The following is a 24,067-nucleotide window of genomic DNA, read 5'->3' on the forward strand; positions in this document are numbered from 1 at the left end:
GTGATGCCAAGCAGCGCGACGGGCGCGAAGTCCCGGGCGGGGTCATAGGGGAGGCCGGTCTCGAGGAGCGGCTTCAGTGAGAGCTCGCTGCCGGTCGCGAAAAGCAAGGTGGTGCCGTCCGGCCTAGGCTCAGGACCCGTTAATTGGGGGTAGCGGCTGATCTGATTGGCTGATTCCATGGCGGCCGGAGGTGCTGCCATGGCTGATCTGTTCTGGCTGACGAGGGCGCAGGTGAGGCGGATCGCGCCCTACTTCCCGCTCTCGCACGGGGTGCCGCGGGTCGACGACCAGCGGGTGGTCAGCGGCATCATCCACGTCATCCGCAACGGCCTGCGCTGGCGCGACGCCCCGGCCGAGTACAGTCCACACAAGACGCTCTACAACCGTTTCACCCGTTGGAGCCGCCTTGGCGTCTTCAACCGCATCTTCGCGGGGCTGGCAGGGCGCAAAGGCGAGCCGGACCGGCTGATGATCGATGCCACCCACCTCGAGGCGCACCGGACCGCGGCCAGCCTCCTTCAAAAGGGGCTGTTCCCCGCCGTATCGGGCGCACCAAAGGCGGCCTGAATTCCAAGCTTCACGCCGTCTGCTACGGTCAGGGCCGCCCCGTGGTCTCGCTGCTCTCGGAAGGGCAGATGAGTGACCACAAGGGTGCGGCACTGATGCTGCCGAGCTTGCCACGCGCCAAGGACCTCCTCGGCGACAGGGGCTACGACAGCAACCGCTTCCGCCAAGCCCTTGCTGCCCGCGGCATCATGCCCTGCATACCCTCATCCAAAAGCCGCAAGGTCCCAATCGCCCACGACAAAGCCCTCTATCGCCAGCGGCACCGCATCGAGAACATGTTCGGGCGCCTAAAGGACTGACGGCGCATCGCCATGCGCTACGACCGATGCGCCCACACCTTCTTCTCCGCCATCATCCTCGCGGCCGTCGTCCTCTTCCGGATCAATGAGGCCTGAACCTAGCGGAGTTTGACTGCGATCAAGCTCACTGGCTGTCGAAAGCACATCAGCGCGAAAAAGCTCTCAAGCGGCGTACACGGTATGACCGCAGGCGCCTGAGAGCGCCTCGAGAAGCTCCTCCTATCGCCCCTGGCTTCCTGGCGCATTATCACGCCCTTCGGACGTTCCACTGGACCGGGATCGGCGCGCGCACCATCCCCGTGATCTCCTGCCGGAAGGCGTAGGGCTGGCGGAACTGGCCCAGGGGGTAGTGGGGAACCTCCCGGAAGGCGGCCTCCTGGATTTCCCGCGCCACCGCCCCGGCCTCGGCGGGGGAGCCGGCGCCGAACCACCTCTGAATGCCGCCCTCGATGGCCGGGATGTCGGGCCACCCGAACCAGGCCCCAGCACCGTTGCTCCGTAGTAGGGGGTGGGTAGGCGGCGTCAGCCCGTCGGCGCCAGTCGTGTTGGTGCAGAACGCGCTCCACCCGCCCTGCTCCGGCGCCTCCTTCTTGGCGCGGCGCTGCACGATGCTGCCCCAGTCCGTCACGACGTGGTCGAGGTTGACCCCGAGCCGGCGAAACATGTCGGCCAGCACGTGGCTCATCGCGTCCACCGTGCCGACATCCGCCGCGTGCAGGAAGGTCAGTCGCTCCCCGCGGTAGCCGGAGGCCGCGATGGCGCGCCGCGCGGCGTCGAGGTCGCGCTGGCCGCGCAGCACATCCATGCCCGCATTGCTCGCCAGCGGCGTGCCAGGGGTGAAAAAGCCGACCGGCGTGGTCCAGCGCGCGGGATCGGCGCCCGCCACGGCGGTCATGATGTCGGCCTGGGAGAGGGCGAGCCAGATGGCGCGCCGGAAGGCCGGGTTGTCGAAGGGTGGAACGAGGTGGTTCACGCGCAGGTTGGCGATCGAGCCGAACAGTTCGACCTGCTCGACGCGCAGCGCGCGGTTGCGGCCAAGGAGTGGCAGCAGATCGAAGCTCGGCGCCTCCCACCAGTCCACCTCGCCCGATTGCAGGGCGGCCGCCGCCGTTGCCGCGTCGGGGATGATCCGCCACTCTACACGGTCGAAATGCGCGGCCTTGCCGCCGGCCAGCATGTCCGCCGGCTCCTGCCGCGGCTGGTAGGCGGTGTGGCGCTCGTACACCACCCGGTCTCCGGGCACCCATTCGCCGCGCAGGAATCGGAAGGGGCCGCTGCCCACCACCTCGGTCAGTTGCGTGAAGGCGTCGGTCCGCGCGAGGCGCTCGGGCATGACGAACATCGGCGCGGTCTTGGCGATGCTGTCGAGGAAGAAGGGGAAGGGGCGGCTGAAGCGGAGCACGAGGCGGCGGTCGTCCGGGGCGGTGGCCTCGTCGAGGGCGGCCGCGACGAACTGGCCGAAGCTGTCGCGCCGCGCCCATCTCCGGAGGGAGGCCAGGCAATCCCGCGCCAGCACCGGCTCGCCGTCATGGAAGCGCAGCCCCTCGCGCAGGCTGATGGTGATGCCGCGGTGCTCCGCGTCCCAGACATGCCCGGCGGCCATCTGCGGCCTGGGGGTGAGGTCCGCGCCCTGACCGTAGAGGGTGTCGTAGACCATGTAGCCGTGGTCGCGCGTAATCCAAGCGGAGGTCCAAACGGGATCGAGGCTGGTGAGGTTGGCATGCGGCACGAAGCGCAGCAGGCGCGCGGGCTGGGCCGCAGCTGGCCCGGCCAGGGCACCGGCCGCGGCCCCGGCGAGGAACTGGCGTCGGCTGATGGTCATGACGGGTTCTCCAATTTGGAGCAGCGGGGCCGTGCGAAGCTGCGATCGGGGATGTACGCGGCGTTGCGAAACTCGCGCGCGATGGGCACGTAGCCGGCGCAGGGGGGGTGAGAGGACATCACGGCGACCATCCGCGCGCTGTTCCGGCGTTCCGCGTATCTGAAGGTTCGGCGATCGACCTTTCCATTTCCGCGCGAATCTCTTCAGGGGATATCCGCCCGACCTCCGCGATGAACACGATCCGCGCGCACGGCAGCCCTTCCCGGACCGCCCCTTCCCCCATCGGAACGAGCGTCGCGCGCCCGCCGGCGAGTTGGAAGAGCAGCGGCCGCCCCGGTTGCTGCACCGCCTCGAACACGCCTTTGGCCCGCGCAAGGCGCGGCGCCAGCCGGCCAATGGCCGCCTGGACCAGCGGGATGGAGAGTGGCGCCTCGGCCGTCCAGCTGAGTGTCTCGAACCGCTCGGCGCGGGGGCCGCTCCTTCCTGGGTCGCGCCGCGCCGGATTGCGCGGAGTGGGCAGACGGGCAGGATCGTCCGGCAGTACCAGTAGCAGCGGCACCTCTCCCTGCGGCGCTTCAATCACCGTCGCTGCCGGGCGGAGCGCTGCCACGGCCGCGCGGATGCGCGCGCACCCCGCCTCGTCCGCCAGGTCTGTCTTGCTCAGCGCCACCACGTCAGCGAGGCGAAGCTGCGCGCGCAGCAGCGGGTCCTCCATCGTCCCTGGCGGCGCGGCGGCGTCCACCACGCAGAGCACCGTCTCCAGCGGTGCCTCACGCAGGATCAAGGGATCCATCAGGTTCCGGACGATATCGGCGGGATCGGCCACGCCGCTCGTCTCGATCAGGATGGCTTCCGGCCGCGGGTCGCGGCGCAGCAGCGTCGCCAGGGTGCGGAGAAGGTCACCTTCCAGCGTGCAGCAGATGCAGCCATTGGCGAGGCTGACCACCCCGTCGCTCGCTCCGGCGATGAGTTCCGCATCGATGTTGATGGCGCCGAAGTCGTTCACCACGGCGGCGATCCGGCGCCCCCCGGCATGGGCCAGGAGGTGGTTCACCACCGTGGTCTTGCCCGCCCCCAGAAAGCCGGTGACGAGCAGGACCGGAACGGGGGCGCCCGCCATCGTCAGGCCTGCCGCACGGAGGGCCGGCGTACCGGCCGCCCGGGCCGCGCCGCCACGTCCAGCACCCCTTCGGCGATCACCGGCTCGCCGCTGACGATGAGGTGGCGCACGCCCTCAGAGGGACGGTTCATCGCGGTGAACTCGGCGCGGTCGGTCAGCGCGTCGAGGTCGAACACCACGACGTCGGCATCCGCCCCTGCCGCCAGCCGGCCCTTGCCGAGCATAGCCGGCGTGCTCGCCTCCAGAATTTGCGCGGGAATGAGGGAGCACTTGCGAATGCCCTCCAGCAGGGAGACCGCCCCCCGCTCCCGCACCCAGTGGCGGATGAAGCGCGTGAAGCAGCCGGCCGATCTGGGATGGGAGGTCGCCTCCTCCGGCAGGGGCCAGGCATCGCCCGTATAGGTGCTGCCGTCCGGCATGCTCCAGGGCATCGCGTCCGAGGCGATCGCGCCGTCGGGGTAGAGCACGGCCATGTCGAGCAGCTCTCGGTGTCGGTCGTTGTGCTCCGTGTCCAGCACGTGCCATAGCACGAGCTGGGAGGGGTCCTCGGCCTGCGCCGCCAGCAACTCGCCGCGGCTGCTGAAGCGGTGCCCATCCGTCACGCGCTGCACGGAATCGTAGCCGAGACCATTGCGCGCCTCGAACTCGGGATCGCTGAAGAAGGCGGCCGCCAGCACCGTGGAACCGGTGCCGTAAGGATAGGCCTCCACCGTGATGGGAAGGCCCTGGAGCTGCGCCTTGCGCACCAGCTCGTAGCAGCGCGCGATGTCCGTCTTGCTGGATGAGTTGAAGTGGCAGATGTGCATGTGCGCGCCTGTCGCGCCCGCGTAGCCGATGAGGCGGATATAAGCCTCGGCCGCGCTCTGCGGATCGATGCGCGCCATGTAGGCGACATGGGTGAAGGTCGGCACGTTCCGCGCGGCGGCGAGCTGACATACCGCCGTCAGCTCCTGCACACCGGCGCCGGGCGCGTAGGCGTTGAGGATACCGATCCCGATCCCGCCCTCGTCGAGCCCCCTTGCGATGCGGTCCAGGATTCCGGCCGTCTCAGCCTCGGTGGCGATGTTGTCCATCCAGCGCCGGTCACGCATGGCGCGGCCGAAAGCCTCCAGCGAGGATTCCTCGTTGCTGCCGACCATCGCGCCGATGCGGGCGAAGGCCCAGTTGGTAGCGGCGCCGTAGTTCAGCACCCGCCCGCCCTCCGCCTGTCGGCGGTACCAGGAGGCGACCGGCATCACACCCGCCTCCAGGTCCAGCGTCGTCGTCACGCCATCAAAGGCCTGCATCCGGTCCGCTGGGATGGATTGGCCGTGCGCGTGCAGGTCGATGAAGCCGGGGGAGACGACCAGGCCGGAGGCGTCGATCATTCGCTCTGCGCCGCCCAGGTTCGTGCCGACCGCGGTGATCCGGCCGTCCTGGATGGCCACATCCGCGACGGCATCCACCCCGCTCGCCGGATCCACCACGCGGCCGCCACTGATTACCAACGAGCCCATACCGCCACCTTGCTTGCCTGATCGGGTGCCACGCCGCACGACGGCGGGCTGGCAGTGCACATTCCCGGTCGTAGAGGATCCAGGCAAGAGTAAGAGGCAGGTCAGTGCCTCCGACACCATTGGGAAGCGCTCAATGATGCCGTCGCCGCCGAACTCCTCCGGCCCTGCCCGGAAGCCTCGATCGAAAGGTCCGCGGGTGTCAACGGCCAGAGTCCGCCCGGCATCGGCTGCAGCGGGCCACGACCTTACCGCCGAGCCTAGGAGTACGGTCAGTGGCTCGTGCAGCGTTACCGACCGACCCTTCTCGACGCGTGCCGGGAAATTCCAGGTTCTGCTGGGTTCCGTACCTCTGTCGCGCTCCCCCCTGAGCCCCCTGCCCTCTTGGGCCCGCCGTTTAGGAGGCTCCGCGCCCGTCGCTCCGACCACCGTCAGTGTGGCAGGTGAGCCATCTGATGGCAGTCAGGTGCTCTACTCAACATAGGCACGGTGATAGGGAGTTATGGCGGTTCAGCGCCCACCCGGAAACTCCGACACCAAGATGAGCTTCCCGTAAGCTTTCCTTCATCGCTTGAGAATTTTGGAAACTGGTGGCCGGGCCTGCGGCGGAGACAGCTTCCTACAGGGGCGGCTGGGCCGTCCTGTTTTGCGGAGAAGCCAGTACCCGAAGATTGCCATTCCCCGGCCCCTCTCCCCCGTCACGCTACGAAGAGGAGGTCGCTCGGGGAAAGGGGCGCGGCGTTGGACAAGCGGGCGATCTGGATCGCCGCTTCTTCACCCGCGCCATCCGCGTCCCGATAGAGCCCGCCCGCACCACCACCGGCGTTGTCCTAGAGCAGCACGCCCACCTGTACGGTGGCCAAAGGCGCGGCATCAGAGATCAGGCCCGGCGTGACGCCAGGAGCGATCCCGAAAGCGCTGCGCGAGATCGCCAGTAGCCCCGGCCCATCCAGCCGTGGTTCCTGGTCGCTACGCCTCGCCCCCGACGATGGCGGCCAGGGCCTCCGGACAAACGAACACCCGATTCCGCCGATAGCCCGTTCGCTCAACGAGGATTCCGGCCGCGGCGAGCGCCGCTACCGCCAAGTTCGCCGCCTGCCCGCTGACCTCCAGCTCGCGCTCCACCAGCCCCGTCGTAACCACGGGGTGGTAGGGCAGGACATCCAGCATTCGGCTGGCCGCACCGTCGCGACGGGGTGGCCGCCCGGCGGGCCAGCGCGCGGGGTCGCGCCACGATGCGGGCATCAGAGAGAGGCGCTCGTCCAGGTCCCGCGCTTGCTCGGCGCTCTCCTGGATCGCGTCGCACATGAGGAGCGATAAGGGCACGAAGTCGAGCTTCTGCTGCGCCAGCTTCAGCGCCTCGTAGTAGTCGGACCTCCGGCGATCCAGCACGCGCGACAGCGGGACGGCGACGTGTCCCTCGGCCGCGAGCATGAGCGAGAGGAGCATCCGTCCGACGCGCCCGTTTCCCTCGGCGAAGGGGTGGATAGCCTCGAAGTGCGCGTGCGCGAGCGCGAGGCGGATCGGCGTCGCCGGCGCCATGGTCCCCTCCTCCGTGTCCCGGAGCCAGCCGACGTGCTCCTCGATCAGCCCGGGGACGAGCGGATGGGGAGGCGGGTTGAAGGTGGACCGCGAGATGTCGCGCCCACTGCCGATCCAAACGGTCTTCTCGCGCCAGGCGCCCGGCCTCCCATGGCGCCCGTCCGCGAACTCCGCCGAGCCCGTGAAGACCGCCCGGTGGAGGCCGGAGATAACCGCGGCATCGATCGGGTGGGGCCGGGCGAGGAACCTCTCGAGGGCGACCGCGTAGGCCCGCACGGTCTCGAGCTCGTCGCGGGTGCCGGCGCCGTGCTCGAGATCCCCGGTCCCTTCCAGGACCGCGTCTGCGCTCAGGAGCTCGTCAAGGGTGGCCTGCGTCCCCTCGATCGCCGAGGATCGCGTAGCCTCGTCCCGGACGAGAACCCGGGTGACGTGGTACGCGGACGGGCGCGCGGCCACGACCGCGTTCAGCCCCGCGAGGGCCGCGGCTGCGGCCTGTATGCTGCGGATCGCTTCGGGAGGCAGCGCCAGCTCGGTCGCGGGCGGCGCGACGTGGACGCCGTAGTGAGCATCGTAGGGAGGCGGGAGGCGCACCAGGCGATCCCGAACCGCCGAACAAAGCTGATCACGCTGCATGCGGTCCACCTATGGTCAATGGTCGCGATACTTCCTTGAATATAGATGGAGATGCCGGGGCGTGGTCAAGCATCGCGGGGCGGCGAACGCCCGCGTTGCTGCCCAGCTGACGCACAGATGCCCGCCGACCGGCCTGGCGACATGGGCCCGCGCCGACCCGGTGGACGGTCAGATTCCGGTTCCGGGCTCCGATCTGCGGCGCGTAAGATGCCTTTTGTGTCGGTGCTCATGCTCGCCAGGGCTTCGTCTGCCGCACGCCCCGGTCGCCGCCCGAGCCGACCACCGCGCCCGGCGCGCAAGCTCTTCGTGCAGGCTCGGCGAGGCGTCGCATGCTATCCCTGTCTCGGTGAGAAGGATCTCTTCAAGCTGCCGGCACCATGCTCGACAGCGGCCCGTGACATCGAAGGGAGTTTAATTTCATCACGGTCGAGGACGAGCACGGGGTGGGGAACCTCGTGGTGTTCAGCAAGGTGGCCAAGGAGAACCGCCGGGCGCTGGTCGGCGCTTGCCTAGTCGTCGGCGAGGGTCGAGTGGAGCGGCTGGCCGAGAACGTCGAGGTACACGTCAATAACCTCATCGTCACGCGCCCGGAGGACCGCACCGATTTGCTGGATCGGCTTTCCGTGGCCGACCAGGGTGGCAACAGGGCAGAGCGGTCGCTGGGCCGGGCCGATGAGGTGAAGCGCCCGGACCCGGGGAGCCACCGAACGACTGCGACCAAGCTGCCGCCGAGCCGAGACTTCCGTTGAGCGCCTATTTCGGTCATCCTGCTAGCGCCGCCACCTCGCTGGAAGCGGACATAAAGCGTCCGGCCAAATGCGGCCTTGGTAGCTTTGGCCTTCTACAATCAGGTCGGCATCTAGCCGCCCCAGCAGGCGGAAGGCTAAGCGACGTCAGGTTACTCCACTAATACTGGTGGATGTGCATACCGCCATCTACCTGGACAGCCATCCCGGTCGCGAACGGCACCTCACCAGCGGCCAGGCTGGAGACGGCTCGCCCGACATCCTCTGGTGTTCCCCAGCGGTTGATAGGCGTGAAGCCTTGGGCCAGAAGCGCATCGAAGCGGTCGCGCGCTACGGCCGTCATCGGTGTCCGAATCAATCCTGGCCGGACCTCGTAGACGCAGATCCCATGTGCCGCGAGCCGGACCGCGAACAGCTTCGCCATCATCGACACCGCTGCCTTCGACATGGCGTACTCTCCCCGCTCCGGCGCGGCGATCGCGGCATTGGACGAAGAGATGAAGACCACCGAGCGGGCACCTTCCGCCCCATGCGGCTCCGCCGCCAGCATGCGGCGGCACACCCTCTGGGTCAGGAAGAAGGCCGCACGGGTGTTGACGGCGAAGTTCGTGTCGTAGCTCGCAACGGACACGTCGAGCAGGTCACCGCGCGAGGCCACGGAGACCCCGGCGTTGTTGACCAGGCAGTCCAGGCGCCCGAACGCGGTGAACGCCTCGTCCACGAACCGGGGGTGATCCTCCAGGTCGGCGATGTCGCCTTCCACGAGGGCGATCCGGGCTGCCGGATCCGCCTTCTCCCGGAGATCGGCCTCGCGCCCGGGGCGGAAGGTCCGGTCACCGACGACGACGTCGAATCCACGCCGCGTCAGGGCGGCGACGATGCCACCGCCGATTCCGCCCGCCCCGCCCGTCACCAGCGCGACCCGGCGCGGCGCGCCCGGTGCGGCGGGGTCCGCTTCACTGGTCGAGGACATCAGCGGCCCCGTTCAGAGTACAGGCGCGAGAGCGGCGGCCTGCACCCCCTCGCCCAGGCGGAAGAACTCCCGGTAGAGGCCGATCTGCTCAGCCAGCATGTAGATGCCCGGCTGGACCGGATAACCGAGAGAGGCGGCCTCGCGCAGCAGCCTCGTCTCGGCGGGCTTCATGATGATGTCGGCCACCCGGGTGCCGGGGCTCAGCACCGAGGGCTCGAAGGGCAGCGGGTCCTCGGGGCGGAGGCCGAGCGGCGTCGCGTTGATCGCGACCGAGGCGTCCTCCAGGGGTGGCCGGGCCGTGGTCCGAACGGCGCCGGGCCAGCGCCCGGAAAGCCGCTCCGCAAGGGCCGCCGCCTTGCCCGGCACCGGGTCGACCACGTGCAGCTCCCGCACGCCCTGTTCCAGCAGCGCGGCCGCGATGGAGACGCCGGCGCCGCCAGCGCCGAACAGCACGACAGGCCCGCTCCGCAGATCCTGCCCCGCTTTGAGGAGGCCCGTGACGAAGCCGCGGCCATCGAAGTTGTCGGCCGACCAGGCTCCGTCCGGATCACGCCGGAGCGCGTTCGCGGCGCCCGTCAGTTCGACCATCCCGCTCCGACGCTCTACCAGATGGGCCACCGCGAACTTGTGGGGAATGGTCACAAGGATCCCATCACAGTTCCCCATGGATTTCAGGCCCGCCACGACAGCACCCAGCCTCTCGGCGGAGACCTGGACAGGCACCATCACGGCGTCGATGCCCTCCTCCGCGAAGAGGCGGTTCATCAGCCCCGGCGCAAGCACCTGGGCGACCGGATCCCCGAGGACGGCGTAGAGGCGCGTCCCGCCCTCGGGTGAGGAGATCATCTGATTCGGCATGCTGATGCGCTTTCCGACTGAGCTGGGCCACCATCGCTGCGCAAGGGGCCCGAAGGGTGGAGGACAACGGCCTGCGCCGGCGATGATCCTGGCGCAGGTCCTGCGCCCCGGAAAAGAGGTCCTACTGGATGCGGATCTCCCGCGACCGGATCAGATCCCGCCACTTCGCATTCTCCGCCGCCAGATAGGCCGGCCACTCGGAAGCGGGGCGCACCTTGGGGGTGACCGCGAGTGCGGTCAGGCGCTCCGCGACGTCCGGTGCCTGCATGGCGGCCGCACAGGCCGCATTGAGGCGCTCCAGGGTGGGCACCGGCGTTCCGGCGGGCGCGAGCATCGCGAGATCCTCGACCACCTCGTATTCGGGGAAGCCCAGTTCCGCGAAGGTCGGAACTTCTGGCGCGAGAGGCGTGCGTTCCCGCGTGGTGACCGCCAGCGCACGGAGGCCTCCCGACTGGAGGAACGGCATAACCCCCGAGCTGACCACGAAGACCATGCCAGCCTCGCCGTTGATCACCGCCTGGGTCGCCGGGCCGCCGCCGCGGTACCCCACTTCGGTGACCTGAATACCGGCCTGCTGCAGGAACAGCTCGGTGGCGAGATGGGTCGACGATCCGGCGCCCGAGTTGGCGTAGGTCTCCCGGCCAGGGTTCCGCTTCGCCTGGGCCACGTAGTCGGCCAGCGTCCGGATGGGAGACGATCTCGGGACAACCATGAACATCGGCATCTGCGCCAGCTGCCCGACGCCGGAGAAGGCCGTCGCATTGTCGTAGGGCAGTTGCAGCAGGTGCGGCGCCATGGCGTAGGTGCTGACGGTCGCCACCATCACCGTGTAGCCGTCCGGCCGGGCGCGGGCGACCGACGCGAAGCCGATGGTCCCGTTCGCTCCGAAGCGGTTATCGATCGGAAAAGGCTTGCCGAGATCCGCGGCGAGCCTGGCGGCCAGCAGGCGCGCGAAGGTGTCGGTCGATCCACCCGGTCCCCAGGGCACCACCACCGTCACCGGCCGCGCCGGCCAGCTCTCCTGGGCGGCGGCATTCCCGGCCCTTGTCAGGCCCGCCACAAGGCCGAGCACCGTTACCCCGAAGCTGCGTCGTTTGAACATTCCCTGTTCCTCCCGCGACCCGTTCCTTCGATGAATGGCGCCGGTTCCTACTGGACGCGGATGTTCCGGGCGCGGATGAGGTCCCGCCACCTCGCGCTCTCCGCCCTCGCGAAGGCGGCGAACTCGGCGGGCGGCTGCACAGTCGGCGTGATGGCGAGTTCGGTCAGCTTCGCCTGCACCTGCGGCAGGGCCATGACCTTGGCCACGGCCGCGTTCACCTGCTGGAGGATCGGCGCCGGCGTCCCCTCCGGCGCCAGCAGGGCGATGTTCTCGACCACCTCGAAATCGGTCAGGCCGGATTCCGCGAAGGTGGGGATGTCCGGGAGGAACGAGATGCGCGCAGGGCTGGCCACCGCCAGGGCGCGCAGGTCACCCGCCTTCATGAAGCCCAGGACGGTCGCGGCCGTCTGGAAGGTCATCTGGGTCTCGCCCGTCAGCATGCCCTGCACGGCCGGGCCGCCACCCCGGTAGGTGACGTCCTGCACCTCGAGCTGGGCCATCTGGAGGAACATCTCGGTCGCCAGATGGGTGGAGCTGCCGACCCCTGACGAAGCGTAGGAGATCCGGTTCTCCGGCTTCCGGGCCAGCTCGATGAACTCCTTCACGCTCCTGGCCGGGAACGCGCTCGGTACCAGCATGAGGATCGGCATGGAGGCAATGAGCCCGGCCGGGCTGAAGGCACGGTCGTTATCGTAGGGCAGCTGGTAGAGATGCGGTGCCATGGCGAAGGTGCTGCTGGACCCCATCAGTAGCGTGTGCCCGTCAGGACGCGACCGCGCCACGGTGCCCGAACCGACGGTGCCGCTGGCACCGGGGCGGTTATCCACCACCACCGCCTGTCCGAGCTGGGCCGAGAGCGGTTCTGCCAGGACGCGCGCCAGCGTGTCCTGGGATCCACCGGGCGCCCAGGGCACCACCAGCGTGACGGTGCGGCTGGGATAGGCGGACTGCGCCCGCGTGGCCGCCGGTACTGCCGCAAGGCCGGCGGTGGCGGTCACGCCGAGTGCGGCCTGCATGAGGTGACGACGATGCATGGTCCTGGACTTTCCTCGTTGTCTCGGTGGCTTTGCGCCATCCGTTCCGGGCACTGGTGGTCTGCGGTTGCTTGCGTCGGCTCCGTCCCGACCTATTCGGCCGCGGCTCGCTGGGCGGCGGTCTCGGCGTAGAGGACGCCGTCGCGCTCCAGCGCCTCGATGGCAGCATCCGAGTAGCCGAGCGACGCCGCGACCTCGGCATTGTGCTGCCCCAGGCCTGGCGCGATGCCGGTGGGCGAGGTGTCGCAATCGGAGAAGCGGAAGGGCAGGTTCGGCAGGCGGATACGGCCGAGCACCGGGTGGTCCTGCTCGACGATCATGCCGCGAGCCTTCACTTGCGGATCGTCCAGCACCTCGCCGATGGTCTGGACAGGGGCGCAGGGCACCCCCGCCGCGTCGAGGGCCGCGATGCAGGCCTGCCTTGAGGGCTGCGCCTGGGTCCAGGTCCGCACATAGGCCAAGGCAGCAAGGCGGTTGGCGTTGCGGCTATCAGGATCCAGGAAGCGGCGGTCCGCCGCCAGCTCCTCGCCCCCGATCAGGCGGGCAAGACGCTTCCAGGCCTCGTCGACCTGGGCGGCGATCACCAGATAGCCGTCGCGCGCCTCGAACACGCCGTAGACGGTGGACTCCGGCTGGTCGTGCCCGGTCTGCACGGGGACTTCCCGGCCGCCGCTCAGCGTGTAGCGCTGGATGGCGAAGTCGTGCATGGAGACCATGCAGTCGTAGAGCGCCATGTCGATATGCTGGCCCTTGCCCGACGTCGCGCGGCCGACCAGTGCGGCGCAGATGGCCGCGACACCATGGATGCCTGTGTACATGTCGGCTAGCGGCATCCGCAGCAGCGGCGGCGGCTCCCCGGGCACGCCGAGCTGCGCCATGGCTCCGGACTTTGCCTCGGCGATCAGGCCGAAGCCCGGGCGCTCGGAATCCGGCCCCGTGTGGCCGTAGGCGGAGACCGAGCAGTAGATCAGCCTGGGATTCAGCGCGGAGAGCTGGGCGTAGCCCAGGCCCAGCCGGTCGAGTGCGCCGGGACGATAGTTCTCCACGAAGATGTCGGACGTCTCAACCAACTTGTGCAGCAGCTCGAGACCGCGCGGGTCCCGCAGATTGATGCACAGGCCTTTCTTGCCCATGTTCTGCTGCAGGAAGTACCCGCTCTGGCCGTTGATCAGGTACGGGTGCGCGCGGCCCGCATCGCCCTCGGTCGGGCGCTCGACCTTGATGACGTCAGCGCCGAGCGCCGAGAGGGCCCGCGACATGAACGGCCCGGCAAGGAAGTGGCTGTAGTCGATGACCTTGAGGCCCGAGAGAGGGCGTGGCTGGGCGGCCATGAGGGAAGCTCCGGTTCGAGAGGTCGTGCGGTTCAGGCGGCTTCAGCCACGGGACGGCGCGGGATCATCAGGCGGTGCTCGCCGCGCTGGACCACCTCGTCGTGCTGGTTGATCAGCTCGGACGGCAGGATGACGATGCCCCAGTCCGGCTTCCTGGTCGTGCGCATGCTCGCGACGTGGAACCGGACGCGGAGCGTGTCGCCGAGCTTGATCGGCGCGACGAAATCCCAGGTCCAGCCGAGCGACATGCCGGGATGGAAGCGCAGGTCGGAGCGGGTCTTGAGGCCATCGGCCAGCGAGAGGCCGAATAGGCCGTGCGCCACACGCGTGCCGAAGGGCGTGGTGCGGGCGTATTCCTCGTCCGTATGGACAGGGGTGAAGTCGCCGGTCAGCTCGGCATAGGCCATGACCATGGCCTCCGTGACGGTCACCTCCGGGCTGACCGAGGCGTCACCGACCTGGACGTCCTCGTAGTAGCGGTCCTCGGGCATCAGCTTCCTCTCCTCAGGCACGGGGATCGACGGCAAGAGCGGCCTCGACGGCACCGGGGCTGGCCTGCAGCAGTTCGACGACGAGGCCGTCCGGCAGGGCCAGCCAGTTGCGGCCCTGCGGCAGCTCCCGCACTCCCCAGCCCTGCGCGGCGGCGATGGAGGCCTCCAGGTCGGCCGTCATGACACCGAGGTGGTAGAAGCGGCCTTCCGGCCCCTTGAACTCCGGGTCGGCAACGAGCTGAGGCCCACCGCGCAGCCAGACCTGGCGCGGCGACGCCAAGTCCCCGTCAACGTCCCGGATCTCCATTCCGAGCGCCTCGCGAAAGAAGCGGAGATGCCAGTCCAGGTCGCGCACGCGGATGGCGACGTGCTCGACATAGCTGCGGGCCGGGGCGCTCATGCGGCCCTTCCCAGGACGGCGGCGTCCCCGCCCAGCCCTGCCTCGATGCCCTTGATGCAGGCTACCAGGGCCCGGTTCACCGGCGTCGGAACCCCGCTCCGCTCGCCCCAGCGCACCACCGCGCCGTTGATGAAGTCGATCTCGGTCGCGGAGCCCTTCTCCAGGCTCTGCAACATCGATGTCTTGAACTCGGGCGGCAGCCCCTCGGCCGCCTTCACCCAGGCCTCCCGCGCGTCCCGGGTCGCCAGGACAACGCCGTGGGCGCGCGCCACGGCCATGGCCTCCGCCACCGCGGAGACCGCGCAGTCCTCCACCTCCGGCACGGCGTAGAGTGGCCCGTAGGGAAGGCGCGTGATGCCGCTCAGCGCGCCCGTCGCGACATTGACCAGCAGCTTGTCCCAGATCACGCCGAGGATGTTGCGGCTCACGGTGACGGCAAGGCCGGCGGCTTCGAAGACGGCGGCGATCCCCCTCACCCGCGCGCTGTCCGTGCCGTCCAGCTCGCCGATCAGGGTCTCCTTGCCGCGCGTCCCGACCCTGACATGGCCGGGCGCGAGCATCACGCCGCCGACATAGGTCTTACCGGCGATGACCCTGTCGCGGCCGAAGACCTCCGCAAGCACGTCCTCGTGCCCCAGCCCGTTCTGAAGGGAGAGGACCGTCGTTTCCGGGCCAACCAGCGCTCCGGCCGCCGACACGGCCTCTCGGGTGTGGAAAGACTTCACCAGTACGATCACGAGGTCGACCGGACCGACGGCAGCCGGATCCGTATGCGCCCGCAGGCGAACCTTCCGGTCACGCTGACCGTCCCGGAGCGTCAGGCCGCTCTGCTCAACGGCCTCCATATGGACGGGGCGCCCGAGAAGGCGGACATCTGCCCCGGCCTCTGCCAGCACGCCGCCCAGGGCACTCCCGAGGGCTCCGGCACCCAGGACACAGATCCTCAAGGCTCACTCCTCCGGGCCATCCGCCGTTCTGATGAGCAATCCTGGCAAGTCGGCCCTGTATTGCGTATCCAAACGCCCCAATAGGCTCTATTACGCTGGGCAATATTGGGTGCGGGTTAGCATGGCTGGTGAGGAGCTTGAGCCGTTACTCGACACGAAGCTGCTTCGGCTCTTTCTGCTGATCTATCAGGGCGGCAGTGTTACCCGTGCTGCAGAGCAGCTCGGCCAGAGCCAGCCGACCATCAGCATCTGGCTTGGTCACCTCCGCCGCGCTTTGAACGACCCCCTTTTCGTGCGGACTGCGGAGGGGATGCTCCCCACCCCACGTGCGGAAGCCCTCGCCGGTCCGGCGCGAGCTGCGCTGGAAGCACTACGTCAGGTCTCGGCGCCGGAACCCGCGTTCAATCCGGCGACGACGAAGCGGCAGTTCCGCATCTGCATGACCGATGCGAGCCACATCACCTTGCTGCCCCGGATCCTTGCCCACCTCCGGGCTGCCGCGCCCCTCGCGCAGCTCGAGGTGGTCAGGATCGGCCCGGATACCGGGCACCGCCTGCAGTCAGGGGAAGTCGACTTGGCACTCGGGTTCATCCCGGAACTCGAGGCAGGCTTTTACCAGATGGCCCTCTACGAGCAGGACTGGGTCTGCCTGGCGAACGGCAGGCATCCGCGGCTTGGCGCGGAGCTGACGTTGCACGAATTCGCGGCCGAGGGTCATGTCGGCATTGTCTCCGGAACCGGCCATGCCCTGCAGCAGGAAGCCCTCCAGCATCATCGGATTACCCGCCGCATGGTGCTGGAACTACCCGGCTTCCTTGGCCTTGGGGCGATCCTCTCGACCACAGACCTCATCGTTACCCTTCCACGTCACATCGGGACGACACTGGCCGGTCTCAACGGCCTGCGGCTCTACCCGTGCCCGATGGACATCGTGGGCTTCACGGTGAAGCTACACTGGCATGCGCGTTACCATCAGGATGCTGCGAACAAATGGCTACGCGGGCAATGTGCAGGCCTCTTCCAAGGACGTAGCCCGGCCTGAGGGTTGGTGCGAAATTCGGCTTACCAGCCCCCACGAGGGGGTCCGGGCGGATTTTTAGTGGAGCATGGCTGCGGCATGGCCTGAGCTGGTGGATGGTGGGCCAGCGGAAATCGGCGGACTTGATGCCAGGAGCACCTCGGGTGCCGGCGGGCAGTAGCGCAGCGAGGAACGCAGACGGACGGTGTTGTGGTGCCGTCGCCAATGCTCGATCAGGACCTTGGCTCCTGCCAACGTGTTGAACACCTCGACATTCAGCAGCTCGTCGGGCAGCCTGCCGTTGAAGCTCTCCACATAGCCACTTTCCCAGGGGCTACCGGGCACGATGAATGTCGTCCTGGCACCCACGCCAGTGATCCAGCCTTTCACGGCCGTCGCGGCGAACTCGGGCCCGCTGTTTGAACGAACGTGGCCGGGCACGCCGCGCAGGATGAACAGATCGGACAGCACGTCCATGACGTCGGCAGCCTTGAGCTAGTGCCCTACGCGGATGGCCAGGCACTCGCGGGTGAACTCGTCCACCTCGGGCGAACCTCTCGGTTCGGCCACGTTCAGCATCCGGAACTTGCGCCCATCCGGGGTGCGACCCTCGACGAAGTCATAAGCCCAGACATGCTTCGGCCGCTCGGGGCGGAACCGCACACAGGAGCCCTCGTTCAGCCACAAGCGCCCACGCTTAGGCTGCCGGGCAGGCATCTTCAGTCCGAATTGCCACATCCACGATTGCTTGCCGCTGCTGATTTCGACCCGGGCGGACGTGGTTCAGTCCGCCTGGATGCCGGCCTCATGGACCAGGGTGCCCCATTTCGTCACCTCGGCTCGTAGCATGGCGTCCCCGGCCACGGCATCGGTAGGTCCGCGTTCCAGGCCCACGTCGCGGAGGCGACCCTGGATCGTCTCCGTCGCAAGAATGGCCGCGACCTCCTGGCGCAACCGGTCGAGAAGCGCGGGCGGCGTGCCTGAACGGGCTGAGAGCGCATGCCAGACGGTGAAGCGGAACCCCGGGACCCCGGCCTCCGCTACCGTCGGCAGGTCCGGACTGCCGGGGGAACGGCTCTCGCCGGTCGTGGCCAGGGCGCGAAGCCGGCCGGACGCGATCTGCCCCATCACTTCGGAAGGACCGGCGAACATGAAGTCCAGCGTGCCGCTCACCAGGTCCGTTACCGCCGGGCCGCCGCCGCGATAGGGCACGTGCTGCGCGCTGATCCCCGTCATCTTCGAGAGCAGGACGACGGTGACGTGGGAAGGGGAGCCGACGCCGGGGGAGCCGTAGCTCAGCGCGCCCGGCCTGGCGCGCGCCAAGTCCAGCAGCCCTTTCAGATCCCGCGCCGGGCTGGCCTGCGGCACCACGAGCACGGACGAGGAGGTGGCGGGGACAGCGACAGTCGTGAAGTCGCGCAGCGTGTCGTAGCCGGGGCTGCGCATGATGGCCGGCGTGATCGCGTGGGTGCCGATATGGCCTTCCACCAGCGTGTAGCCGTCAGCGGGCGCCTGCGCCGCGGCCGCCATGCCGATGGCGCCATTGGCGCCGCCGCGGTTCTCCACCACCACGGGCTGGCCCAGCCGCGTCCCGAGCTCCGTCCCGATCAGCCGCGCGATGAGGTCGGAGCTGCCTCCCGGTGCGAAGGGCACGATGATGCGGACCGGCCGGTCCGGCCAATCCGCGCGGGCCGGGGCGGCGGCGAGAAGGGCCGGAAGGAGTAGGGCGGTGCGGCGGCGGACCGATCTCATGTCGGCTTCCTTTCCTGGACGTCGGGGGAGGTCAGTCGCGGAGCGGGCGGGGCACGATCTTCCGGGCCTCAAGGATGGGATCGCCCGAGGGCTGCAGCAGCCCGCAGCCGCCGGCGATCGACCACCAGAGGTGGTCCGCCCGCTGGACGATGATGCATTCCAAACTGCGGATCAGGTGCTCCCCCTCGAAGGAATGGGCGAGGGCGATGTGCGCCAGCTCCTCCGGCAGCCCCGCCGTGATGCAGAGATGCGCCCCGTAGACAGGGTGCCGAAGCGAGGGCAGACCCGCGGCGGAGGGATCGCCCGTCCAGCGCGCGCGGTTGGCCGCGTCGAACTCCCAGGGCTTGCCGACGTCGTGCGTCAGGCCGCCGGCGATGACGATGTCGCGGTCGATCTGCACGGCGGGGTCCATGGCCGCGAACTCGTCGGCGATGGAGAGGGCGATCCGGGTCACGCCGCGCAGATGCGTGGCCTGGTCGCCGCGCCGCAGGGCGAACTGGCCGGGGTTGGACTCGCCGGGGATGTCGGAAACGCGGGCGAAGCTGCTCTCGGCCAGGGAGAGGCACCAGACCTCCACGCATTTCCGCCGCAGCTCCTCGTTCACGACCTGCGCCAGCTCGGGCAGGTCCTCCATCACCTGCGCTCGCATTGCGTCGGTGATCTCGCGGCGCGGGCGGCGGTCGAGAAAGTTCATGGCGCGCCTACTCCAGCACGAGGTTGAGGTCGCGCGTCACGCTCCCCCACTTGGTGATCTCGGAATCGATAAAGCGGGCGTAGTCGGCGGAGGAGCCCTCGCCGGGGATGTATCCGCTGGCCGCGAAGCGATCCCGGATCCCCGGATCCTGCAGCGCTTTGGCAGCTGCGTCGTGCAAGCGGGCCACGATATCGGGCGGCGCGCCGGCCGGAAGGGAGAGGCCGAGCCAGCCAGTCGCGGAGAAGCCGGGGTAACCGCTCTCGGCGATCGTCGGCGCCTCCGGGTAGAGTGGGCTGCGCGCCTCGCTCGTCACGGCGAGCACGCGCAGGCGGCCGGCGCGCACGTGCGGCAGGGGAATGTCCACGTTGATCATCACCATCGGCACTTGCCCCGCGATGACGTCCGTGATGGCGGGCGCGGCGCCACGGTAGGGAATGTGCAGCATCTCGATACCCGCCGCGCGCATCAGCATCGCCATGGCAAGATGGCCGGAGGAGCCGCTGCCCGGGCTGGCGAAGGTGATGTCGCCCGGCTTCTCCTTCGCCATGCGGATCAGGTCCGCCAGCGTGCGGGCCGGGAAGCCCTCGGCGACGACCAGGGCGTTCGGCAGGGAGGCGAGCTGCGCGACATGGGTGAAACCCGTGCGGGAATCATAGGGCATGTTGCGGTACAGCCCGTGGTTCATCGCGTTCTGGCCGTTGCCGGAGACGAGCACGGTGTAGCCGTCCGGCGCCGCGCGGGCGACCTGCGCCGCACCGATGTTGCCGTTGGCGCCGGGGCGATTGTCCACGACGAAGGGCTGGCCCAGCGCGTGGGAGAGGGGCTGGGCCACCATCCGCGTCACCACGTCGTTGCTGCCGCCCGGCGGGAAGGGCACGACGAGGGTGACGGGACGCTCTGGCCAGGCGGCGGCGCGGCCGGCACGGGGCAGCGCGAGGGCGGGCGCGGCCAGGGCGAGCGCGCCGAGGGCAGATCGGCGGGTCAGCTTCTGCATGTCGTTTCCTCCGTTCAGGGCCACGCGCTCAGGCGGCCAGGCGCCAGGTCTCGCCGGTCCAGGGCGCCAGCCGCTCACCCTGCAGGTCCAGCCCTGTCCCGGGCGCGTCGGGCACGGCCATGGTGCCGTCAGCCCCCACAGGAAGCGTCCCCGCGACCTCCAGCAGCGGATTGGCGGAGGCGTCGTACTCGATCCACGGGTACTCGCCCGGCGCGCCGCGGCGCGGGGTGACGAGCGCCGCGGCCTGCAGCGCCGCGCGCATGTTCACCACCGTCCCGAAGACGTGCGGCATGACCGGCACGTCGTGGGCCGCGGCGAGCGCCGCAATGCGAAGGAAGCCCGTGTAGCCGCCGCAGACGGTGAGGTCCGGCTGCAGCACGGACATCGCGCCCGCAGCCAGGAAGTCTCGGAAAGCCGCGAGGCTCGCCAGTGCCTCCCCGCCCGCGACCGCGACCGGTACGGCAGCAGAGACCGCGGCGTAGCCCGCCACGTCCTCGGGCCCGACCGGCTCCTCCATCCAGAGGAGTCCTGCCTCCTCCATACGACGCGCGGATTCGATTGCCGCGCGGGCGGTATAGCCCTGGTTGATGTCCACCATCACCGAAACATCCGGCCCGACCTGCCGGCGCACCGCCATCGCCATGATCCCATCCGCCCGGGGTGAGACGCCGGCGCGCGGCTTGAGAGCGCGGAAGTTGCGGCGGAGAATCCTGTCGATCTCGGCCCCGTAGTGGCCGTAGGGCTCGGCAGCGTCCGTGGTGATGAAGGGCGCGCTGGCATAGGCGGGCAGCCGCGCCCGCAGCGCGCCGCCGAGGGCCTCCGCCACACTGAGACCGCGGTCCTGCGCGGCCAGGTCGTGCAACGCCATGTCCACGGCCGAGATCGCCATCATCCCCGGCCCCCGGCGGTCGTAGCCGAGCGTGCCGAGCATCCGGTCGTAGAGCCGGCCATGGTGGTGCGGCGAGGCGCCAAGGACGATCGGCGCGAGCCGCGTGCGGACCAGGGCGGCGGCCGCGGCCGGCGATGCGAAGACCTCCCCCCAGCCGCGCGCGCCGGTATCGGCCACCAGTTCCAGCAGCAGGAAGTCCCGCCGGCGGATCATGCGCGACGCGTTGCCGATGGCGGGCTCGGGCGCGAAGCCCAGCAGGTAGGCGCGGATCTCCACCACCTTCAACGCAACGTCCCTCCGTCCCCGCACGGGCTCTCGGCGGCCCGGCGGGGCAGTTTGTCGCGCCGGGGATGATGTGCGCAAATGCCGATATGCGCAGAGATCATGTCCGGTGGTTATGACCTTTGACCTGCGGGAGATGGAGGTCTTCCGCCGCGTCATGGAGCTCGGCAGCGTCACCGCGGCCGCGGCGGCGTTGAATATCTCCCAGCCCGCCGTCACGCGGATGCTGCAGAAGGCCGAGGCACGGCTCGGCTTCGCCCTCTTCGTGCGGGAGCGCCGACGCCTGCGGCCGACGGCGGAGGCCCAGGTCATGTTTCCCGGCGCGCTCGGCGCCTTCACCGCGATCGAACTCGTGCAGCGCCTGGCCGGGGAGTTACGGGAGGGGCGGGCCGGCATTCTCGCCATCGCCGCCATCCCCTCGCTCGCGAGCTCCATCCTGCCGGCCGCAATCCGGCGCTTTCGGGAGAAGCGGCCGGAGAGCGCCATCACCCTCCAGACCTTCAGCGCCCACGAGATCATCCAGCGCATCGCATCCCATCGGGACGATCTCGGCTTCATCATCGGACCGGTGGGCCACGAGGCGCTGGTCGTGCAGGACCTGCAGAGCACGGGGCTGGCCTGCGTGATGCCGCCGGATCATCCCCTGGCGGGCCAGCGCAGCATCGGGCCGGAGGCGCTGGCCGAGTACCCGCTCATCTGCCCGAGCCGCAACCTGGTGCTGAGCGAGCAGCTGGCCCGCGCCTTCGCGGAGCGAAACGTGCCTTTCCGCATCGCGGTCGAGGTGTCCCACACCCATGCAGCCTGCGCCCTCGTCCGGGCTGGTGTGGGCGTCGCGCTGATGGACGGCTTCGGGCTGATGGGCGCGCGGGCCGACGACTTGGTCAGCCGTCCCTTCCGGCCAACCCTCCTCAGCACCGCCCGCCTGGTCACCGCCCGCCTGCGCCCGGCCTCAAGGCTGGCGCAGGACTTCATCGGCGCGCTGGATCAGGATCCCGTGAGGATCGACCGTTCCAGGCGAATCAGCCGGTCCCGTGCGGATCGGATCTGACGTGGCTTGCCCGGCGGTCCACCACCCCCGATCGGCCTGGGCCTCCCGAATCAGCAAACGTTTACGCGGTAGCGGTGGACGACAGTCTGCATCAACGCTCGTCCGCTCTCTGAGATGATTGGGCGGACAGGGGTTACCCTGTCCGCTCTGCGGCAGAGTTCGCCCACAAGCAGACTGACCACTCCCGGCCAGCATCACGGCCGCGAGCAGCGCAAACCTGATCCGGCCCACTCCGACCGTCGCATCCTCCCCTCCCGGTCTCTGCCGCCGGCGCGGGTCACGCGCCGACGAACCCGTTCCACCGATCTGGCGCCGGTCCGATCCGGGACGCAAAGCTGGCCGCTACCGCTGGTAGGACGCCCCGATCGCCGGCAGGGACATCAGGGGGAACTCGGCGCAGCGGTAGCTCTCCGCCCGGGACGGGTCCCCTGCCCCGTCGTGGATCGCCCGCTGCGGATAGGCGCAGAGCGGGCGGCTGAAGCGCACCGCGCCATCCGGGCGGTTGCCCTCGCGGTTATGCGTCAGGATCGCGTCGGGCGCCGTTCCCTCATCCACCCAGCGCTCCAGCGCGGCCTGGAGCTCGGGCTGGTTAGCGCCGGGACCGGCGCGGCAGTGCTCCATCCCCGGCACCAGGAAGAGCCGGTAGAAGGAGCCCACCTCGCGCCTCGCTACCGCCGGCTCTCCCTCCCGCGCCGCCACCACGCGCTCGTGGTAGGCGATGGATTCCGCGAAGGGCACTACGGGGTCAGACATGCCGTGATAGGCGATGAGCTTGCCGCCGCGCTGCCGGAAGGCCGAGAGGTCCGGATTCACCGCGTTGATGACGGGCGCGAGGCGCTCGTTGACGGCGGCCATGTCGCGGTCGAAGTCGAAGCGCCACCAGTTCCAGCCCGCGCCGAACCCTGCCCAGTGGCGCCAGTAGTTCACCCGGGCGGGTGCCCCGGCATTGCCCGGATCCGCCCAGTAGAGGCTCCAGCCCGGCAGGTTCGGCGGACCGCCGCTGCTCTCGCTGCCACGCGGGAAAGGCAAGTGGATCAGCTCGCCGGTGCGCGGGTTCCGCGGGCCGTCATACATGGAGCGGAGGGCGTCCACCTGCGGGTCCGTCAGGCAGCTCGCGGCGTCCACCCCGGTGCAGCGCAGACTCGCCGGGTCGAAGCCGCAGGCCAGCGGGTCGTTCAGCCAGGTGTCGCCAGGATGGCCGCCGCCGCGGGCGCCGTTGGCGGGCCGGCAGGCCGCCAGCACGGCGTCGCCAACCAGGCGCAGCTTTACGGCAGGGATGATCTGGGCGGCGTCGTCGCCGGTGCGATGGTTCCGCAAATACTGCCATAGGAAGCCCGCATTCAGATGGGTGCGGTTGCCGCCCGAGGCCCCGGCGATGATGCCGTCGAAATCCTCCGGGTAGCGCTGGGCCGAGCTCATGGCTTGGTGCCCGCCGGTCGAGCAGCCCGCGAAGAAGGTGTGTCGGGCGGGCAGACCATAGAAGCCCGCGACGACCTGCTTGGCCCGGACAACGGATTCGTGCACCGCGCGCTGGCCCCAGTCCACGATCGCCTCCGGGCGCCCCTCGGCGAAGGCGGGATCGTCGCCCTGGTGTCCGGTATCGGTGCCGAGCGTGGCGTAGCCGCGCCGCAGAAGGCCGGCCATCTCGCCATAGGAGATGGCGGAGCTGTAGCCGCCATTGCCGAACATCTGCAGGCGGCCGTTCCAGCCCTCCTTCGGCATCCAGAGCTCAAAGCCGATCCGCGAGCCCGGCACCGGCGTGACGACGCCCTGGACGCGGCAGAAGGCCGGGAGGGATGCCTGGGCAGGGCCTGTCGGCGGCTTGTAGCTGCCAGCGGCGACCTCCTCGGCGGCTTCCACCTTCGCCTGCGGCAGCGCCAGGGAGGCGAGCGCGGCGCAATCGGCCCCGCGGGCCTGCTTCGGCAGGACTGCCAGCAAGGCGAGCGCAGGCAGTGCAGCCGCTGCGGCCCTGGTCCAGTGACGCCTCATCGGCTCGTCCTCCCTGCGGGCGCCCCGGCCCGCTTGCCATTGG

At 69.6% G+C, this 24,067-nt stretch carries 20 protein-coding genes and 2 pseudogenes; 4 read left to right on the plus strand and 18 right to left on the minus strand.

The window, feature by feature from the left end; genetic code table 11:
* The first annotated feature begins 198 nt into the window (after positions 1 to 198).
* Positions 199 to 962: pseudogene (locus NRP21_RS23085) on the plus strand (IS5 family transposase).
* Positions 963 to 1,113: 151 nt separating this feature from the next.
* Here NRP21_RS23085 and NRP21_RS23090 read toward each other — a convergent pair.
* The 4 genes from NRP21_RS23090 to NRP21_RS23105 form a co-directional block, all read right to left on the minus strand.
* Positions 1,114 to 2,688, minus strand: coding sequence for an ABC transporter substrate-binding protein (locus tag NRP21_RS23090; protein ID WP_257718600.1), 1,575 nt, complete (start codon positions 2,686 to 2,688; stop codon positions 1,114 to 1,116).
* A gap of 118 nt (positions 2,689 to 2,806) precedes the next feature.
* Positions 2,807 to 3,808 (minus strand): CobW family GTP-binding protein, encoded by a 1,002-nt coding sequence (locus tag NRP21_RS23095; RefSeq protein WP_257718601.1) that lies wholly within the window; start codon positions 3,806 to 3,808, stop codon positions 2,807 to 2,809.
* Between the two features lie 2 nt (positions 3,809 to 3,810).
* Positions 3,811 to 5,304: an amidohydrolase family protein gene (locus NRP21_RS23100; RefSeq protein WP_257718602.1), complete on the minus strand. Its 1,494-nt coding sequence runs from the start codon at positions 5,302 to 5,304 to the stop codon at positions 3,811 to 3,813.
* A 966-nt stretch (positions 5,305 to 6,270) separates the two neighbouring features.
* Complete coding sequence (locus NRP21_RS23105; protein ID WP_257718603.1) at positions 6,271 to 7,434, minus strand: Fic family protein; 1,164 nt, start codon at positions 7,432 to 7,434, stop codon at positions 6,271 to 6,273.
* A 500-nt stretch (positions 7,435 to 7,934) separates the two neighbouring features.
* On the opposite strand from NRP21_RS23105, the gene NRP21_RS23110 reads away from it, so the two are divergent.
* Positions 7,935 to 8,225, plus strand: coding sequence for a hypothetical protein (locus tag NRP21_RS23110; protein ID WP_257718604.1), 291 nt, complete (start codon positions 7,935 to 7,937; stop codon positions 8,223 to 8,225).
* A 157-nt stretch (positions 8,226 to 8,382) separates the two neighbouring features.
* Here NRP21_RS23110 and NRP21_RS23115 read toward each other — a convergent pair whose 3' ends face one another.
* The 8 genes from NRP21_RS23115 to NRP21_RS23150 all read right to left on the minus strand — a co-directional run bounded on the left by NRP21_RS23115 (position 8,383) and on the right by NRP21_RS23150 (position 15,358).
* Positions 8,383 to 9,195 (minus strand): 3-ketoacyl-ACP reductase, encoded by an 813-nt coding sequence (locus tag NRP21_RS23115; protein WP_257718605.1) that lies wholly within the window; start codon positions 9,193 to 9,195, stop codon positions 8,383 to 8,385.
* Positions 9,196 to 9,207: 12 nt separating this feature from the next.
* Entirely contained in the window at positions 9,208 to 10,053 is an 846-nt protein-coding gene (locus NRP21_RS23120; RefSeq protein ID WP_257718606.1) for a shikimate dehydrogenase family protein, read from the minus strand.
* A gap of 121 nt (positions 10,054 to 10,174) precedes the next feature.
* A complete protein-coding gene (locus tag NRP21_RS23125) occupies positions 10,175 to 11,155 on the minus strand; it encodes a Bug family tripartite tricarboxylate transporter substrate binding protein (protein ID WP_257718607.1) in 981 nt (326 codons plus the stop codon).
* A gap of 47 nt (positions 11,156 to 11,202) precedes the next feature.
* Complete coding sequence (locus tag NRP21_RS23130; RefSeq protein ID WP_257718608.1) at positions 11,203 to 12,189, minus strand: Bug family tripartite tricarboxylate transporter substrate binding protein; 987 nt, start codon at positions 12,187 to 12,189, stop codon at positions 11,203 to 11,205.
* A gap of 92 nt (positions 12,190 to 12,281) precedes the next feature.
* Complete coding sequence (locus NRP21_RS23135) at positions 12,282 to 13,520, minus strand: CaiB/BaiF CoA transferase family protein (protein ID WP_257718609.1); 1,239 nt, start codon at positions 13,518 to 13,520, stop codon at positions 12,282 to 12,284.
* A 32-nt stretch (positions 13,521 to 13,552) separates the two neighbouring features.
* Positions 13,553 to 14,011, minus strand: a complete 459-nt coding sequence (locus tag NRP21_RS23140; protein WP_257718610.1) for a MaoC family dehydratase — start codon at positions 14,009 to 14,011, stop codon at positions 13,553 to 13,555.
* Between the two features lie 13 nt (positions 14,012 to 14,024).
* A complete protein-coding gene (locus NRP21_RS23145; protein WP_257718611.1) occupies positions 14,025 to 14,411 on the minus strand; it encodes a VOC family protein in 387 nt (128 codons plus the stop codon).
* Entirely contained in the window at positions 14,408 to 15,358 is a 951-nt protein-coding gene (locus NRP21_RS23150; protein ID WP_257718612.1) for a ketopantoate reductase family protein, read from the minus strand. The genes NRP21_RS23145 and NRP21_RS23150 overlap by 4 nt, the downstream gene beginning before the upstream one ends.
* 121 nt (positions 15,359 to 15,479) lie before the next feature.
* On the opposite strand from NRP21_RS23150, the gene NRP21_RS23155 reads away from it, so the two are divergent.
* The gene (locus NRP21_RS23155) at positions 15,480 to 16,400 is read left to right on the plus strand and encodes a LysR family transcriptional regulator (protein WP_257718613.1); all 921 of its coding nucleotides are present in this window, start codon (positions 15,480 to 15,482) and stop codon (positions 16,398 to 16,400) included.
* Between the two features lie 54 nt (positions 16,401 to 16,454).
* Here the strand turns inward: NRP21_RS23155 and NRP21_RS23160 are convergent.
* From NRP21_RS23160 to NRP21_RS23180, 5 genes and pseudogenes are all read right to left on the minus strand, one after another.
* A pseudogene (locus NRP21_RS23160) lies at positions 16,455 to 17,102 on the minus strand (integrase core domain-containing protein); the annotation flags it as partial.
* 57 nt (positions 17,103 to 17,159) lie between these two features.
* The gene (locus NRP21_RS23165; RefSeq protein WP_257718614.1) at positions 17,160 to 18,128 is read right to left on the minus strand and encodes a Bug family tripartite tricarboxylate transporter substrate binding protein; all 969 of its coding nucleotides are present in this window, start codon (positions 18,126 to 18,128) and stop codon (positions 17,160 to 17,162) included.
* 31 nt (positions 18,129 to 18,159) lie between these two features.
* Positions 18,160 to 18,822, minus strand: a complete 663-nt coding sequence (locus NRP21_RS23170; RefSeq protein ID WP_257718615.1) for an HD domain-containing protein — start codon at positions 18,820 to 18,822, stop codon at positions 18,160 to 18,162.
* Positions 18,823 to 18,829: 7 nt separating this feature from the next.
* Entirely contained in the window at positions 18,830 to 19,816 is a 987-nt protein-coding gene (locus NRP21_RS23175) for a Bug family tripartite tricarboxylate transporter substrate binding protein (RefSeq protein ID WP_257718616.1), read from the minus strand.
* Positions 19,817 to 19,844: 28 nt separating this feature from the next.
* Positions 19,845 to 21,014: a mandelate racemase/muconate lactonizing enzyme family protein gene (locus NRP21_RS23180; RefSeq protein ID WP_257718617.1), complete on the minus strand. Its 1,170-nt coding sequence runs from the start codon at positions 21,012 to 21,014 to the stop codon at positions 19,845 to 19,847.
* 88 nt (positions 21,015 to 21,102) lie between these two features.
* Between NRP21_RS23180 and NRP21_RS23185 the strand changes: the two genes are divergently transcribed.
* The gene (locus NRP21_RS23185) at positions 21,103 to 22,035 is read left to right on the plus strand and encodes a LysR family transcriptional regulator (protein ID WP_257718618.1); all 933 of its coding nucleotides are present in this window, start codon (positions 21,103 to 21,105) and stop codon (positions 22,033 to 22,035) included.
* A gap of 342 nt (positions 22,036 to 22,377) precedes the next feature.
* On the opposite strand, the gene NRP21_RS23190 is transcribed toward NRP21_RS23185, so the two are convergent.
* Positions 22,378 to 24,024, minus strand: coding sequence for a tannase/feruloyl esterase family alpha/beta hydrolase (locus tag NRP21_RS23190; RefSeq protein ID WP_257718619.1), 1,647 nt, complete (start codon positions 24,022 to 24,024; stop codon positions 22,378 to 22,380).
* Positions 24,025 to 24,067: the final 43 nt, after the last annotated feature.

The sequence above is a fragment of the Roseomonas populi genome (genome assembly GCF_024594815.1).
Taxonomy (GTDB): Bacteria; Pseudomonadota; Alphaproteobacteria; order Acetobacterales; family Acetobacteraceae; genus Roseomonas; species Roseomonas populi.